The following is a 15,551-nucleotide window of genomic DNA, read 5'->3' as shown; positions in this document are numbered from 1 at the left end:
ACGGGATCCGCAACGGCCCTCTCCCTCCCCCACCGGCGTCACCAGAGTGTGAGGACATGGACCTTGAGCAGCTTCGCGCCGCGTGTGAGGCACGCGTCGAGGCGCTTCGGCTCCCGCACCGCTTCAGCACCCGCGACCTCCGCGACGCCGTGGCCGAACAACGCGGACGCCCCATCATCCTGCGCCCCCTGAACACCCTGGGCGCCGTGGACGCTCCGTGCGGGATCCGCCTGGAGACCCCGGACGCCGACCTGCTGTTCTACGAGGAGGCCACCTCGCCCCTCCACCAGAACCACATCCTCGCCCACGAGAGCAGCCACATCATCTGCGACCACCCCGGCAGCCTGGAACTCGACCAGGACACCCTGCGCGCGATCGGGTTCGACCCCACCCTCGTCCAGCGGATGTCCGGCCGGACCAGCTACACCAGCCGGGACGAGCGCGAGGCCGAGGTGATGGCCAGCGTGATCCGGCAACTCATGTACCGGGGACGCGAAGGCCCGCCGAGCCGTCCCGCCAGCGGCGCCGAGAGCTGGGACGCGCTGTTCGCCAAGCCACACAGGAAGAAACGCCACCGGAAATGATCAACATCCTCTTCACCGGCACGGCCGTCGTGCTGCTGTGCTTCGCCGCCTACTGGGTGCGGGGGCGCGGCGGACACCGCCCCACGGGCACCTGGGCGATGGCGGCACTGCTGACCTCCTTCGCCCTCGCCTTCGCCTCCTACGCCCCCGCCGTGGAGCGGGCGGTCGAGTCGGTGGTCCCCCATGTCGCCCGGCTCCTCAGCAACACCTTCACCCTGACCGCGGCCACCTCGGTCCTCGCCTTCCTCTTCCAGCTCAACCTGGACCGCGAGCGGGCCCATCGGCAGATCCGGCTGCGCGTCATCGTCCTCGCGGTCTCCGTCGCCGGCATGACCGCCTTCTTCACCGCCGAACAACTCACCGGCCGCAACTCGGCGTTGTACGCGTGCTACGTACTCATCTACATCTCCTACCTGGCCTACACAGCCAAGGACTTCCTGCTCCAGACCTGGTCCCAGGCCCGGCGCTCGACCCGCCGCAGCCAGCGCTGGGGCTTGCGCACGACCTCCGTCGGCTGCGGCTTCGCCCTCCTCTACGCCGCGTACAAGCTCTTCACCCTCATCTCCCTCGGCCTCGGCCTGGGACTCGTCCCCGACCACTCCCGCTGCTCGACGCCGCTGACCCCGTTCCGCTGCGCGTTCAGCGTGACCGCGCCCGCCGTCGCCGTGCTCCTCATCACCGTCGGACTCACCCTCCCCGCCCTCCTCTGGCCGCTCAGCCAACTCCGCCGCCGACGCTGGGAGCGCGCCTCCTTCAACGCGCTGGAACCGCTGTGGCGGGAGGTCACCTCGGCGGTGCCCGAGGTCGTACTCGACCCGGGCAGCACCGGAGCCGACACCCACGATCTTGACTTCCATCTGCACCGCCGGGTCATCGAGATCAACGACTGCGTGCTGGCCCTGCGCAGGTACCGTCCCGCCTCGGTAGGCGACGCCGCGGCCGCCGAGGCCGCCCGCCGCGGCACGGCCGGCACCCCCGAGGGCGACGCCGAGGTGGAGGCGGCGGTCATCGCCGCGGCCGTCGCCGCCAAGCGCGCCGGAACCGCCCCCGAGGGCGACGGGGCCCCGCCCGCCACCGGAACCGCCTCCCGCAAGGGCGACCTCCCGGCGGAGACGGCGTGGCTGCTGCTGGTGGCGGACGCCTACGCCCGGCAGCCGGCACCCGCCCACGCGGAGGCGGCCTCATGACCGCCCCGCGGCAGGACCCCCTGCGCGACCCGCGCTTCTTCGCCGACCCCTACCCCACCTACGACCGGCTGCGCGAGAGCTGCCCGGTCCAACGGATCCCCACCGGCTCCGGCGGCCACCACTCCTATCTGATCACCGGCCACGCCGAGGCCCGCGAGGCGTTCACCGACCCCCGGCTGTCCAAGGACACCGCCCGCTTCTTCGCCGAGCGCCCCTCGAACCGCGATCTGCACCCGGCGGTCTCCCGCACCATGCTGGCGAGCGACCCACCCGCGCACACCCGCCAACGCCGGGTGGCGACACCGCTGTTCACCACCGGACGCGTCCGCGCCCTGCGCCCGTTCATCACCCGCGTCATCGAAGACCTCACGGCCACCTGGCACCCCGGCAAGGAGATCGACCTCGTAGCGGAACTCGCGGTCCCCCTCCCCGTCACCGTAATCTGCGAGCTGCTCGGCGTACCGGAAGCCGACCGCCCCACCCTCGCCGCCTGGTCCCACGACCTCTTCGACGCCACCGACACCGCCCGCATCGACGCCGCCTCGCACCGGATCGGCGACTACCTGACCCGCCTCCTCACCACCCCCCGCCCCACTTCCGACTCCCACTCCGACGCGCTCGCCGCCCTCCTGCACGCCTGCGAGGAGGGCGGCCTCGACCGCGACGAGGCCGTCTCCCTGGCCGCTCTCCTCCTGGTCGCCGGCCATGAGACCACCACCCACTTCCTCGGCAACGCCGTCCTGGCCCTGCTCCGGCACCCCGAGGCCTTCGACCGGCTGCGCCGGGACCCGGAGCTGATCCCCGGCGCCCTCGACGAACTGCTCCGCTACGACTCACCCGTCAGCGTGGCCACCTTCCGCCACAGCACCGAGGACCTGCGCGTCGGCGGGGTCGACATCCCCGCCGGCTTCCCGGTCCTCATCGCCCCCGGCGCCGCCAACCGCGACCCCGCGGCCTTCCCCGACCCGCACCGCCTCGACCTCGACCGCGACGCCGGCGGCCACCTCTCCTTCGGCCACGGCATCCACCGCTGCCCGGGCGCCCCCCTGGCCCGCGCCGAAGCCGAGATCGCCCTCCACACCCTGCTGACCCGCTTCCCCCACACCCGCCTGGCCATCCCCGCCGAATCCCTGACCTGGCGCCGAACCCGCCTCACCCGCGGGCTGGCCGCCCTTCCTCTCGTCCTCGGCTGACCGGCCCCGGCGACCGCGCCCGCCCTCGGCCGAAACCTGGACGGGCTCCCTACCGCCCCTCCCGGCCACCCACAGATCCGCAGGACAATCGCCCCTACGTGCCTGGCTCCAGGGTCACCAGGCTGTGCAGGCGCGTGACGTCGTCGTCACACGGACCGAACTCCATCCGGAGGAGACGAAGGACGTCCGCGCACCGGCCGGCGTCATTGACGGCCCCGTACGCACGCTCGTGGGCGAGTTCAAGGGCCGCGACCGTGCGGATGGTGGCCGGGTGGCGGGCACCGAGAACGTCCTCCTGAAGGGGCAGCGTCCGGGAGAACAACTCCACGGCAGACGCCGCCTGAACGAACGTCGCGTCATAGGCCCGACCCAGGGCGTAGGCGGTCGCCAGCGTATGAGTATGGGCTTCCCCCAGCTGGCTCCGCTGCCGGGCGAGCACCTGTTCTCCCCGGGAGACAGCGTCCAGGGGCCTGCCGTCCAACCGGTCGATGACGATGCGCCGGCTGCCGGTGAGCAACGCGTCCGTGCCGTCGACGCCGACAAGAGACTCCTGCTCCCGTTGGGTCCTCTCCGCCAGTTCTGTCGCGGCGGCGAGGCGACCGCAACTCGCCAGCGGGACGAGCAGGGCGGAGGCAGAGCGCAGCGTCGCCGCATGACCGGGGCCGTACTGGCCCGTACGGCGCTCCCACAGGTCCTTCCCCAGTGCCAGCGCGTCGGCGTACAGGTGCGCGTCGGTGTAGACGCGGAGTAGCAGCTCGCCGATCTCCCAGACCAGTGGGGCGCCCGCCGCCAGAAGATGCACCGCCCGACGGTGCAGTGACTCGAGTCGTGCCCGTACGGCACTCCATCGTCCCCTCTCGACCATATGGCCGTACGCACTGTGCAGAGCGGACAGACCCTCATGAGTGACGGCGTCCTCGGGGTCGCGATTGAGGAAGAGGGGCAGCACAGGCGACCACTGCTGCCGACCGCGGTGGCGGTCCGACGACCGGCCGGGTTCCACCGCTTTCAGCAGGAGGTCGGCCCACCGCTCGGCGGAGTGACACTGATGCGGAGAGCTCAGGCCGCGTACCGCCGCGCAGTACACCGTGCTCACCCGCAGCAGTCCCTGGTCGAGCGTCGCCAGGCCGGTCCTCACCAAGGCGGGAAGCGCACGCAGTAGTTCGGATGTATGGAGAGAGGCATCCACCCCGTGTACGAGGTCGGAGGAACGGCAGAGCACGCCCGGCCGGATCGCCTGGATCGGCAGAGGGTCGGGGCCGAGGAGGGCGAACGCGTCCAGGATGTCCCCCAGCCAGCGGTCGGTGCCCGCGAGACGGTCGCGCACCCTGTCGAGGCGGTCGGCGAGCGAGCCGTGGTAGCGGTCCGGACCGGCTCCGCCGAGAGCCTCGCGCGGATGATGGTGCAGCTCCTCCACGAACTCTTCGGCTGCGCCACCCTGTTCGAGCCACTGCGCGGCATGATCGAGCGCTTGCGGCAGATCGCCGACGGCAGCCGCCACCCGGGATGCGTCCTCCCGGGTCAGCCGGTGCGCGGAGGCTTGCAGATGCGCGATCGCTTCCGCTCTCGACCAGGCATCGACCGGAACAACCTCGGCCCACCCCTCCCAATCCCCTACGGACCCGGTAGCCGTGACCAGAACGTGCCCTTCGCCGCCGTCCGGCAGGTAGTCGTCGAGCTCGGCGGGGTCACACAGGCCGTCGACCACCGTGAGCTCCACTGGGCCCACCGGCCGGTCCTCACCCTGGAAGTCCGCCGTTACGTGGGGGTGATCGGCAGGCCCGGCATCCGGGCCGGTCCACAACACGTACCTGAATCGTGGCTCGTTGCGGTACACCCACTCGGCGGCGAGCTGCGTCTTGCCCACTCCGGGCGGGCCGACCAGGACGGCGATGTACGGGGCCTGACGGCACAGGATCCGGTCCAGCTCCGTCATGGCCGCGCCGCGGCCGCGGAAGCACGGGTTAAGCGGTGGAATCCCCCTCCCACGCTCTGCCGGCAACGGCTGCGGGACCGCTCTCGTGCCCACCCTCGGATCCATCGGACCTCGCAATCAGCGCATGTCGGCCAGCCAGTCATCGGTGAGCTGTAGATGACGCCGTCCGACCCACTCCTGCGCCCACCGTCCACCCGCCATGAGAACGTCCACGACGGGTCCGAGGTCATGGTCCATTTCCAGCCATTTCACCAGGGTCTCCGCCTGCTGCCGCGTGCTGCTCTCCTTGCCGGGCAGGGGTGTCCCGACCGCCAGCAGGTCCCGGTAGAGCACCGGGGTGGGCCGGATCTCCGGCAGGCCCAGATCACGGACCGTCTCGGACGCCTGAAGGGGGATGTCGAGGCCGCTCGCGTCCAGGTCGCCGAAGTACCGGATGGCCCGGAAGCGCGGCCTGCCTCGGTCGTCCGTACCGTAGTGGTCCTGGACGGTGCGCACCGACGCGGTGAAGGAACGGCCGACACCCCAGGCCACACATCCGACTCGGTGTGGCACTGCGGGCAGTTCACGCAGTCGCCGTACCAGGGAGGTGTAGGTTGCCGAGTTCTCGACGACCAGGAGGATGTCGCCACTGTCGATCGCGGTGCTGTGTTCTCTGGGATCGAAGTGCGGGAACCGGGCGTTCAGCAGCGGTGGATCGGTGGGGAAGGCACGGATCAACTTGTAGAAGGCGGACCGCTGCTTGAACAGCGGTCCGCCGAACCCTCTTGCGTCCAGGCACTTCTCCGGTTCCGGAAACCACTCCGTGTACATGAGCTTTCCGAAGATTTCCAGGGCGCGTTCCCGTACCGGGACCTCCAGCACCGGTTCCTGTTGGAGGTGCAGCCAGTCGCTGATCGCCGGGTAGGCGACCTCCTGTTGATCAGTGAGGGGCGGTTTTCCTCCGGTGAGCCGGTAGAGGGAGGGGTGGAGGAGGGTGCTGCGACGACGACGCGGAGCCGGTGCCGGCCGGACGGGCAGCAGGTGGATGCCCGGCGGCAGCACGTCACCACGCGACCGCCGCATGGGCGTGATGCGCCCCGCGTCAGTGAGGACGGTCAGGCACCGGTCGAGCGTGTGCTCTTCCGGGTCGCTGTCGGAACCTGCCCGGTAGACGGCCCGGAAGAGGTCGAGCAGTTCCGTCTGCCGCAGCTGCTTCTTCTGATAGCCGTTCCACTTTTGGGCGTCGGCCCAGCGGCGCACTTCGCGCCAGAGCTCCTCGGCCAGTAACTCCGGAGCGGTCATCCGGATCCCGCCTCCGCCATCTCGTCGGAAGCTTCGTGACGGTGGTAGCGGACGGCGGCGATGTCGCCGCCCGGGCCGTCCCGGAGGGAGGTGATGTGCGGCTCGATCTCGCGATGGGCCACCGAGATATAGCGGCGTCGGGCCCGGAGATCCGCGTCGTTGCGCATTCTGATGACCAGAGGGAAGACGTCCAGGACCGTCTTGTCGTACAACCCCGTCGTGAAGACGAGTTGGACCCCCAGAGCTCTGGCGACCGCCTGCTGGAGTCGGAGCAGATAGCGGGCCGAAGCCCGGCCGATCGGGTTGTCCAGGAACAGGACACCGGAGTGCCGGTGGCGTACCTGGCCGCGGTCGTTGGCGCGCAGCGCGGCCATCGTGCAGTAGAGGACGATGGCCGCGGTGAGGATCTGGCCACCGGAGAAGACGTCCTTGGTCTCGGCCACCCGCACGCGTTCCACCGCCAGTCCGACATCGGGTTTGAGGACGGTCACTCGGAAGCCCTTGGGTGCCACCGCGGCCTCCACGCCCTTTAGCACGAGCTGGCGGGCGTCGCGCTTGCCTCGGCGGTCCGTGCTCTCGACGGCGGCCCCGTCCACCACGTGGCCCAGGAGTTCCGCCAGCACTTCGTCGGTGGCCTCGGGAAAGCTGATCTGCAGGAACTGCTGACCGGACCAGCTGCCCAGCCCCTCCGGCAACTGCGACAGCCGCTGTGCCCGCTTGAGCGTGCGGAGGGCCTCACGCACCTGCTGCACGAACTGCAGCACGATCTGTCGGCGGTGCCTGCCGATGGAGTCGAGGTCGATCTGAAGAGTGCGCAGCCGTGGTTTCAGATCGTCCCTCCAGAGGCTCGCCCGGGCCGGCAGTTCGGCACGGTCGGTGGTAACCATCACCCGGCGGCTGGGTGAGTGCAGCTCCTCGAAGCGGCTGTCCGCCGCGTGGGCGGCAAGCCGGTCGGCGAGCGCCCGCTCGGCCGCCTCGGCTTTCGCGACGGCCTCCTGTGCCGTGGCGTGCTCGCTACGCAGCCGGTCGTGCCGCTGCCGTGCGGCCGCCACGTCACCCTCGTACGGCGACAAGGCGCCGACCGGTCCGAGATCCGGTTCGTCCGGTTCGCCGAGGAGGTCGACCAGCATCTTGAACCCACGGGCCGATTGGCGGGCCTCGCTCTGCTGCTGCGCCAGTTCCTCCAGCTGCTTCCGGCAGCCCTCGGCGAGCGAGGCTGCCTCGTCCTTCGCGCGCTTCGCCGCCGCGACGAAGCGCGCGCCTTGGGCGGGGTCGCGCGGTGCCCGGAACGGGGCAAAGTCGACGGCCTCCGTATCAGGAGGGGGGTCGCCCAGGGCGGTCAGCGCGGCGCGGCAGCGCACCACCGCTTCGTACCGTTCGTCGCGTTGGGCGCTCGCGGCCTCTGCCTGCCGCCGTGCCCGGGACCGGCCGGCGTCCAGTGCGGCGGCGTCCGCACCATCGGAGCCCTGGAGCAGCTGCCGCGCCATGCCGCGGTCGGCGTCGGGGAAGGCTGCCAGGGCTCGGCCAGCTGCCTCCTGCTCCCGTTCAGCCTGGTGGAGATCACCGAGCAGCGTCTCACCCACCGCCACGCGGGCGTACTGCTCGGCGGCGGTGCGGTAGAGACGGCGCAGCACTTCCAACGGCTGTCCGGATCCGGAGTGCGAGGAGTCGGCTGTTCCCTCGGCTTCCCGGATAGGCAGGCCGGCGAGTTCCTCCTCGGTGCGGGTGACCGTGGCCAGCAGCGCGTCGACGGTACGCCGGGTGTCGGCAGCGGCCAGCCGGACGCGCTCCGCCCTGTCCCGCGCCTGTTCCGCCAGGTTTCGATGGGCTTCCGCGCTTTCCCGCGCCGTCGCGGCTTCCATCTGCCAGCCTGGCACCCGTGCCGCTGCCCGGACGAGGCCGCGGAGGGCTTCGATGCGGCGTTCGATGAGTGCGCGGGCGTCCCTGAGCCCGGGCAGCAGGTTTCGCGCCTCAGCCAACCGGCCGGACAAGGCGTCCCTGGCCGCGTCCTCGGCCGCTGCCGTGTCACGTGCGCTGCGCAGGCTGTCGTCCGCGGCGACCACGGCGTCGTACAGGGCGGCGAGCCGGCCGGGCGGGCAGGTCTCGCGCCACTGCGCCAGCCTCGCCGCGAGCAACGAGTTGGTGCGCAGGGTCTCGTCCAGCTCGGCGAGCAGGCGGTCATGTTCGCTGCGTCGGGCGGTCAGGTGCAGGCGTTCGGACTCACCGGCCCGCTCGTCGTAGAGAGCGGGGTGCGGCGGTACGACGAGGGAGACTCCCGACAGCGGACCGCTCTCGCCACGGAGTGCTTCCGTGGTGCCCAGTGCCACGAAGCCGGACGCCGTGACGTTCTCGGTGGCGATGAGCTCCGAGGCCAGTTCGACATGATCGATGTCGTTGACGAGCACACCGGTGACAAGCTGAGGAAAGGCGTCGGCCAGCTCTTTGCGGCGCTCGACGTCGGAAATGCCGGCCAGGTACTCCCAACCGGTACCGGCGGGCACCCCGCGCTCGTTCAGGAGGTCGCAGATCCGCGCCGCTTCGAGCGAGGGTGGAAGGAGATCGGTCGTCTCCAATGCGAAGAGGGCGCGTTCTTCGGCCGCTTTGGCGATGCGGACATCGATCCGGGTGGTCTCGGCCTCCTCCAGGGTCCGGGCCAGTCGGTCGGCGAGGCCAGCGGCCTCGAAGTCGAGTTCGCCCGCCTGGCCACCGTAGACACCGGCCGCGTGCAGTTCCTCCGCCAGTCGCAGCATGGTCGTGTGGGCGGCCTCCTCCTCACGACGTGCGAGGTCGTGCGCGTGCTCGGCCCGGGTCAGGGCGGTTCGTGCCGTCTCGCATCGCAGGCCCGCCTCATGGTGGTCGCGTTCAAGGTCCTGCACTGTCGTCTCGGCCTCGGCGAGCCGTTCGCGGTTTGCCGCCGCCTCCGCCTCGGCGAGTGCGGCAGCCTCCTGCGGAGACATGCCGTCGAGGATCAGCCCCTCCCGGACCGCGGCGGCGATCTGCTCCGCCACCTCCGCGACGCGTTCCTCCAGGGCCTCCGCCTTGGCCTGCCCCGCGGCAGCGGTCACCACGGCCGTGTCGTGTTCCTTCTGGGCGGTCGCGGCACTTCGGTCGTGTTCGACCGCCTTCTGCGCCAGTTCCTCCGCCTCGTCGGTGAGGTTGCGCACCATGGCGCGGAGGGTGTGCCCAAGCTCCGACGCTGCATCGTCGCGGGCCGCCAGAGCCGGTCGCGCGGCCTCCTCCGTATCGGCGACGCGGTCACGCAGCCGCCCGGCCGTGGCTATCGCCTCCAACTCCCGGAGCACCGCGGGGACAGCGAGCCAGCCCCGCTCGGCCGCGATGGCCGCCTGCCAGTCGGCATCGGCGACGTCGAAGTGGCTCTGGGCCTCCTCCAGACACAACTGGGCCACGGCGCGCTCCAGTGCGGTGACGGTGGAGGCCGCCCGGTCGTGCTCCTGCTCGGCGCGCCCGGCGACATCCTTCAGTCGGGTCGCCTCCTGGTCCCGGTCCGCGAGCCACTTCTTCTCCTGGTCGGCCCGGGCCCGCACCTGATGGACGAAGCGGTCCAGGGCAATCCTGGTCCGGTTCTGGCCCTCGGCGGCCGCGGCACGACCATCGTGAGCCTCCTTCAGCGGGAGCAGTACCGCGAGCGCTCCCTCCACGAAGCTCTTCTCCAGCTCCATGTTCTCCCGATCCGCCAATTTGTCGGCATATGTCCACAGCACTTCGGCCAGGTCACGGGCGGGTTGGAGCGGCAGGACGGCAGTCAGCAGGAAGTTGACGAAGGCCTGGTCGCTGCCCAGGGAGAAGGCGTCGGCCGCTTCTCCCTCATCGCTGTTCATGGCCCGCTGGTAGCGGAACAGTTCGGGGTCGAGTCCCAGCCCCATGAGCCGGTCCGTCCACTCCCCGTGCAGCTCGAAGCTGCGGTAGCCGAGGGCCGGTTCGCGATCATTGGTGAGCCGCAGACGTTCACCGTACTCGTTGAGGCCGAGGTAGGTGTCGTGCTCCTCGATGGGCAGGGTGTCCAGGTCGAGCAAGCGGCCCGGGCGGAAGTGGTACCAGCGCTCGACCAGGTCCGACTCGTCGGAGCTCCGGCGGTCCTTCCACTGGCTCACCTTGCCGGTGACGAGCCTTTTGCCGCTGGCGGCGTGGGTCCACTCCAGCACGACATGGGCCACGTCTCCGCGGAGGACGAAGCCTTCGAGGGCGCGGGTGTTACGGGTACCGACCACCTCACGGCGCCCGGGCAGGATCACCGAGAAGACGAGCTTGAGCAGCACGGACTTGCCGCCGCCATTCTCCAGGAAGAGCACACTCGCCGGAGAGGGGCGCCGCGGTGGCTCGCCCATGTCGAACACATCGCCCTGCCGGCCGCTGGTGACGAAGCCGCCGACTCCGCTGAAGTCGAGCAGGACGTTCTCGTACCGAGCGCCCTTGGGCCCCACCCCGCGCAGTAGAACGCGGGAGAGCTCATACACGGAAGAGCCCTTCGTCCGGGCTGTCGGCATCCGGCGTGCTCGTGTCGCCTTCGCCGTCCCTCGGCTCGGGGATCGGCGCCGGCGCGGTGGAACGCAGGGTGCCGTGCGACGAGAGAGGTACCACGCCGAGTGCGAGCAGCTCGTCGAACGCGCTGGTCGCGGCCAGCTCACGGACTTGGAGCTGGTAGCGCGGGGTGGTGCGGTACCAGCCGTCCTCGCCGGCTCCGGCGATGTTGAGGAAGCCCTGGTCGGTCAGGAAGTTGAGGGCTCTGGTGATCATTCCTCCGGTGGAGTTCGGGGCCAGTCGGCCGTCCTTCGTCAGCGAGGCCCCTGGCCGCTTGGCGTAGGCACTCCACACCATTTCGAGCTCTCGCATGCCGGAAGGGGTGTCTCCACCAGCCTCCGTCGCCGCGGCCTTCTCCCGGAGCCGGTCGCAGGCGTCGCGTACGGTCCGGTCGACCGTCTCCGTACTGACCCGCCCGACGTAGCCGTCGTTGGCGAGATCATCGGGGCGGGGGAAGGCCAGAGCGGCGATGGCGAGATGGATGATCCCGTGCAGCAGCCTCTCTGCCTCGCCACGCTGCTTGGCGACCCGGACATAGTCCTCGATCCTTGTCTCGTAGACCGAGTTCGGCAGAGCGGCCAGGGCCAGGCCGATGTCCTCGCTGGCACCGAGGACCTTGAGTCCCAGCCCGCGAGCCGTGCGCTCCACCAGCGCGCGGAAGGCACCCTCGGTACGGTATTTGACGACCAGAGCCCGATAGCCCCGGTCCTTCGCGGGTCGCTGCCTGGGACGCATACCGAAGGCGATGAGCATCGCCGCGTCCTCGGCGTCGTCCAGGGTGATGGCCGGCGTCACTCGTCGTGCTCCCCGTCTGCCATGTCGTCGTCCAGCTCGCTGTCGAGTGGTTCCAGGCGGACCCGTGTGACCAGCAATTCGTCCCCTCTGGCCGCGGTGCTGTCGAACGTACCGCCGGCCGCGGTCGCGAGCAGCATGCTCTGGTCGCCGCGGAGCAGGGCTTCGCTCAGAGCGGGGTTGAAGGCGTGCATGGCGTCATGGAGCACCAGCCGCTCGACCGCCGGTCCATGCCTGCGCGCCTCGCTCAGCAGAGTGCTCAACGTGCGCGGCTCGTCCACGGCGAGGTCGAGCACTTGGCCGGCGATGCGTTGGTCCTCCTCGCTGAACGGCGGAGCTTCGACGGCGCCTCGCACATCGGGGACGGGCACGGCGCCCGCGTACCGGTTACTTTCCGTGCGGACCGAGAGCAGTCGTCCGATCAGTGCGTTCATCGACGTCACCGCGGGCGGCGCGGGCGCGACTCCGCTGCGGAAGAAGTGGGTCACCGGAGCCAGTGCCATGGCGATCGGCAGGCCGAGGAGAGGCATCAGCAACTGGTTGAAGACGTCCACCGCCGCGCGCTGCGGAAGGCCTGAGAACTGCTGGCGGTCCTGTTCTGCCCGGAACAGCGCTCCCGCGCCTTGGAGCTTCGTCTGCAACTGCATGTGCCGGTGGATGCAGTTGCGCACGATATCCACCAGCTCGGCTGCCTGACGCTTCTTCTTGGCGTCGTGGGTGCTGTCGCGGTGCTGGGTGATGTTGGTCAGGATGGCGCTCTCGTGCCGGTACCGCTCCTCGATGTGTTCGAGCGCTGCTTCAAGCAGCTCGGGGACCTGCCGCTCCCAGTCGACCGTCCGTACGTCGCGCCGCGTGGCGTCGAGGTACTGCCGCAGATACTCGCCGTACTGCACACTGCGGTACCGCGCCTGCTCGGCCGCCAGCTTGGCGTCCTCCAGCCGGCGCCGGTTGATGAGGTACTCGAGCTTGTACTCCGCGGCCACCTGTGCCGACTCCACGTCTGTGTCGAGGGCACCTACCAGGACGTTGATCGCCTCGTCGGTCACCCTCAGATAGATCCGCCCGTCGGGCGTGGAGTGCTCGACGAGCAGCTTGAAATCGAAGTCGAAGCGGTCGTAGGCGCCCTCACCGTCGATCCGCCCGTAGGTCCAGGTGAAGCCGCGGTCGAGGGTGCCGATGTTGATGAGCTTGTGAAGCACCCACTGCGCCACCACGTGGTGCTCCTGCTCACTCTGCTCGGGTACCTGGACCGCGGCGAATCGGCTGACCTGTTCGATGACCTTGTCGTGTTCCGCGCCCCGGTCGAAGTCCATGGCCATGGCGACCTGATCGATGGTGTGCAGGGCCAACTCCACCATGTGATAGGGGCGGGCGTCGACTCGCCCCAGACTCCCCTTGTTGTCCTCAAGCGCCTGCAACGGCGCGGTACAAGCCAGCGCCTTGACCCGCCGGACGAGCCCCTCGTCCGGCATGTTCGCGGACGGCTCCGTCGATTCAGCACGCACACCAGGCACTGTAATGAGCTACTGATCTCCGTGAACCCGAAACGGGGATTTCACTTCGTGACAGGGTTTGATGCTCCGTGCCGTGATCAGGCCGCGCGGGGTGCCGGTTCCCACGTGCACGGGCACCCCGGGCCAGGCTCCGCTAGCGACAGTTGACCCACTTGTTGGACTCGATGTAGTGGGACGCGTTGTCGGTCTTCCGGTGCCCCCGCGCGATGACCCCGCTGTCTCCACCGTGGTTCCTCAGCGAGTACCACTTGAAGTCGCAGGACGCGCCGTGGTTGTACCAGGACTTGAAGCTCAGGAAGACCGCGAACTGGGTCAGGTTCCGGTTGTCGCCTTCGACCTTCTGCATCCGGCCGGTGTAGTTCTGCCCCGACCAGACGCAGCCAGGGTTTACGGCCCTTCTCCCGCACCGGCACGGGCACCCCACTCATCGGCCGGCACAGGCGCCGGACCGGCCCGACGGCCGGCGGATCCGTACGCCGTCCGCGCGGCGGTCATCGGGCGGCCGCCGCCGAAGGCCGCCTCCACGAAGCACTGCTCGTACGCCGCGTCCGCCCCGTCCCGCAGGGCGCGCCGCAGGGTCTGGGGGCCCGGCGGGTCCGCGCGGGTCCAGCCCGCGCGCAGCAGCGAGACGGCGAAGCCAGCCAGGAAGGCGTCCCCGCAGCCCATGGTGTCGGTGACGGCCTCCGGTGGGGACACCGGGCGCGCCGGGGCGGCGACCCAGGTCCGGCCGTCGTGGACCAGGGCCCCGGCGAGGCCGCGGGTGGCCAGGGCCAGCCCGGCCCCCCGGCGTACCGCCTGGGACAGCAGCGCCCGGGTGGCCGTCTCGTCCAGGTGCGAGCAGGAGAGCAGCACCAGGTCCGCGTGCGGGCACACCCGGTCCAGGTAGCCGGGGGTGCGGTACTCGTCCTCGTCGGAGAGGTCGAAGCTGACCAGCGGTCCGGCCGCCGCGAGCCGGGGCAGCCGGTCCTCGGTACGCGAGTAGACACTGGAGTGCACCAGCGAGAACGAGGCCGCGTAGGCGAGCAACCGGGCGTCCAGAACCGGAGGTTCGCGTACGGTCACCCCGCCGCCGTTCCAGCCGGTGAACACCCGCTCGCCGTCCCGGACCTCCAGCGTGGACACCCCGCTCTCGCCGGGCCGCACCGCGCAGTGGTCCAGGGCGACGCCCCGCGCCGCCACGGCGGTGCGCAGGAAGGCGCCGAGGTCGTCGTCGCCGAACACGCCCAGGTAGGCGGCGTCCAGGCCGAGGCGGCGGGCGTAGACCGCGACGTTCACGCAGTTGCCGCCCGGGTAGTCGGTGCCGCGGTCGGTGAACCGGTCGATGACGTTGTCACCGAAGCCGAGGACTTTCACAGGGGGCTCCTCGAAGCGCGCGCCCGCCACCGGTGCCGGGGCGGTTGAGCGCGCCGGGACCGGTGGCGGCCACAGGACAGGGGGAAGGGGGGCCGGGCGTCCGGCGGGGCTCAGTAGTCCATGACGCGGTAGTAGCGGCGCAGGTCGAGGGAGTGGTCGCGGACCCGCTCCAGGTGCTTGCTGACCCGGTCCATGACGGTGTCGAGCACCAGCGGGGAGAGCAGGCCGCGGAACTCGGGGCTGATGCCGTCGAGCGGGTAGTCGCGGGTGTCGAACACCGACACGTCCCGGGAGATCCGCTTCGCGAACGCCTCAGCGCGGTCGGTCAGCGGCCGGGTCTCGTCCTCGCCCTGGAAGACGATGACACTGGTGTCCTCCTCCAGCAGTTCCAGCGAGCCGTGGAAGAACTCCGCGCTGTGCACCCGGGTGGTGCGCAGCCACTGCATCTCCTCCAGGATGCACATGGAGTACAGGTAGGTGAACCCCCAGAGGTTCCCGCCGCCGATGAGGAAGTGGTAGTCGATGTCCTTGTGGGCCTGTGCGAAGGCGGCGGCCACCGGTTCGGCCTGCCGGGCCACGTCCACCAGCACCTTGGGTAGTACGGCGAGTTCGTCCGCGAGCCGGTCGTAGTCCGCGAACTCCCCCCGCTGGGACAGCACTCGGCCGAGGAGCAGTAGCAACTGCACGTCGAACGGCCAGGCCTTGGGCGCCGAGACCAGCGCGGTGTCCACCCGCTGGGCCACCGGCGAGTCCGGGAGGCCGGTGAAGCCGATGGTGAGGGCGCCCCGGGAGGCGCAGTGCTCGATGGCGCGCAGGCTGTCCTCGGTGGTGCCGGAGACGGAGGTGAAGACGGCGGCGGTGCGCTCACCGAGCAACGCGTCCCCGGAGACGACGAGTTCGGCGGCGATGGCGGAGCGGACGGTCAGCCGAGAGGTGCGCCGGGCCAGGTGCTCGTAGGGCCACATCTGCGCGTAGGTCCCGCCGGCACCGACCAGCAGGAGGGTGTCGTACCCCTCGTCCACCAGCCGGTCGGCGAGTTCCTCGATGCGAGGGCGGAGGGCGATCACGCTCTCGGTCTGGGCGGTGAACTCGGTCTCGTTGAACGACAGCACGGTGAGGTCTTCCTTCGGTTCGTTCGGGTGGTACGGCGTGGGCATGGGTGACGAGGGGAC

11 protein-coding genes are annotated in these 15,551 nt (G+C 70.4%); 3 read left to right on the top strand and 8 right to left on the bottom strand.

The window, feature by feature from the left end; translation table 11 throughout:
- Positions 1-56 precede the first annotated feature (56 nt).
- The 3 genes from ABZ945_RS09350 to ABZ945_RS09340 are packed head-to-tail and all read left to right on the top strand — an operon-like array spanning position 57 to position 2,964.
- Positions 57-584: a regulator component gene (locus ABZ945_RS09350; protein WP_361266293.1), complete on the top strand. Its 528-nt coding sequence runs from the start codon at positions 57-59 to the stop codon at positions 582-584.
- Complete coding sequence (locus ABZ945_RS09345) at positions 581-1,771, top strand: MAB_1171c family putative transporter (RefSeq protein WP_361266291.1); 1,191 nt, start codon at positions 581-583, stop codon at positions 1,769-1,771. The genes ABZ945_RS09350 and ABZ945_RS09345 overlap by 4 nt, the downstream gene beginning before the upstream one ends.
- Entirely contained in the window at positions 1,768-2,964 is a 1,197-nt protein-coding gene (locus tag ABZ945_RS09340; RefSeq protein ID WP_361266289.1) for a cytochrome P450, read from the top strand. Before ABZ945_RS09345 ends, ABZ945_RS09340 begins: the two co-directional genes overlap by 4 nt.
- Positions 2,965-3,058: 94 nt before the next feature.
- On the opposite strand, the gene ABZ945_RS09335 is transcribed toward ABZ945_RS09340, so the two are convergent.
- The 8 genes from ABZ945_RS09335 to ABZ945_RS09300 all read right to left on the bottom strand — a co-directional run bounded on the left by ABZ945_RS09335 (position 3,059) and on the right by ABZ945_RS09300 (position 15,536).
- Positions 3,059-4,900 (bottom strand): tetratricopeptide repeat protein, encoded by a 1,842-nt coding sequence (locus ABZ945_RS09335; RefSeq protein ID WP_361266287.1) that lies wholly within the window; start codon positions 4,898-4,900, stop codon positions 3,059-3,061.
- Between the two features lie 117 nt (positions 4,901-5,017).
- A complete protein-coding gene (locus tag ABZ945_RS09330) occupies positions 5,018-6,181 on the bottom strand; it encodes a hypothetical protein (RefSeq protein ID WP_361266285.1) in 1,164 nt (387 codons plus the stop codon).
- On the bottom strand, positions 6,178-10,656 hold the full coding sequence (locus tag ABZ945_RS09325) for a hypothetical protein (RefSeq protein WP_361266283.1): 4,479 nt from the start codon (positions 10,654-10,656) through the stop codon (positions 6,178-6,180). Before ABZ945_RS09325 ends, ABZ945_RS09330 begins: the two co-directional genes overlap by 4 nt.
- Positions 10,649-11,515 (bottom strand): hypothetical protein, encoded by an 867-nt coding sequence (locus ABZ945_RS09320; RefSeq protein WP_361266281.1) that lies wholly within the window; start codon positions 11,513-11,515, stop codon positions 10,649-10,651. The genes ABZ945_RS09325 and ABZ945_RS09320 overlap by 8 nt, the downstream gene beginning before the upstream one ends.
- Complete coding sequence (locus ABZ945_RS09315) at positions 11,512-13,017, bottom strand: hypothetical protein (protein ID WP_361266279.1); 1,506 nt, start codon at positions 13,015-13,017, stop codon at positions 11,512-11,514. The genes ABZ945_RS09320 and ABZ945_RS09315 overlap by 4 nt, the downstream gene beginning before the upstream one ends.
- 142 nt (positions 13,018-13,159) lie before the next feature.
- The gene (locus ABZ945_RS09310) at positions 13,160-13,450 is read right to left on the bottom strand and encodes a peptidase inhibitor family I36 protein (protein WP_361266277.1); all 291 of its coding nucleotides are present in this window, start codon (positions 13,448-13,450) and stop codon (positions 13,160-13,162) included.
- The gene (locus ABZ945_RS09305; RefSeq protein WP_361266275.1) at positions 13,414-14,379 is read right to left on the bottom strand and encodes a PfkB family carbohydrate kinase; all 966 of its coding nucleotides are present in this window, start codon (positions 14,377-14,379) and stop codon (positions 13,414-13,416) included. The genes ABZ945_RS09310 and ABZ945_RS09305 overlap by 37 nt, the downstream gene beginning before the upstream one ends.
- Before the next feature lie 110 nt (positions 14,380-14,489).
- On the bottom strand, positions 14,490-15,536 hold the full coding sequence (locus tag ABZ945_RS09300; RefSeq protein ID WP_361266273.1) for an SIS domain-containing protein: 1,047 nt from the start codon (positions 15,534-15,536) through the stop codon (positions 14,490-14,492).
- Positions 15,537-15,551: the final 15 nt, after the last annotated feature.

Origin of the sequence: Streptomyces sp. NPDC046887 (genome assembly GCF_040644755.1) — a bacterium.
In the GTDB taxonomy this organism is placed as follows: domain Bacteria; phylum Actinomycetota; class Actinomycetes; order Streptomycetales; family Streptomycetaceae; genus Streptomyces; species Streptomyces lichenis.
The sequence above is the reverse complement of the archived record's forward strand: the minus strand, read 5'-3'. Positions and strand labels throughout refer to the sequence as shown.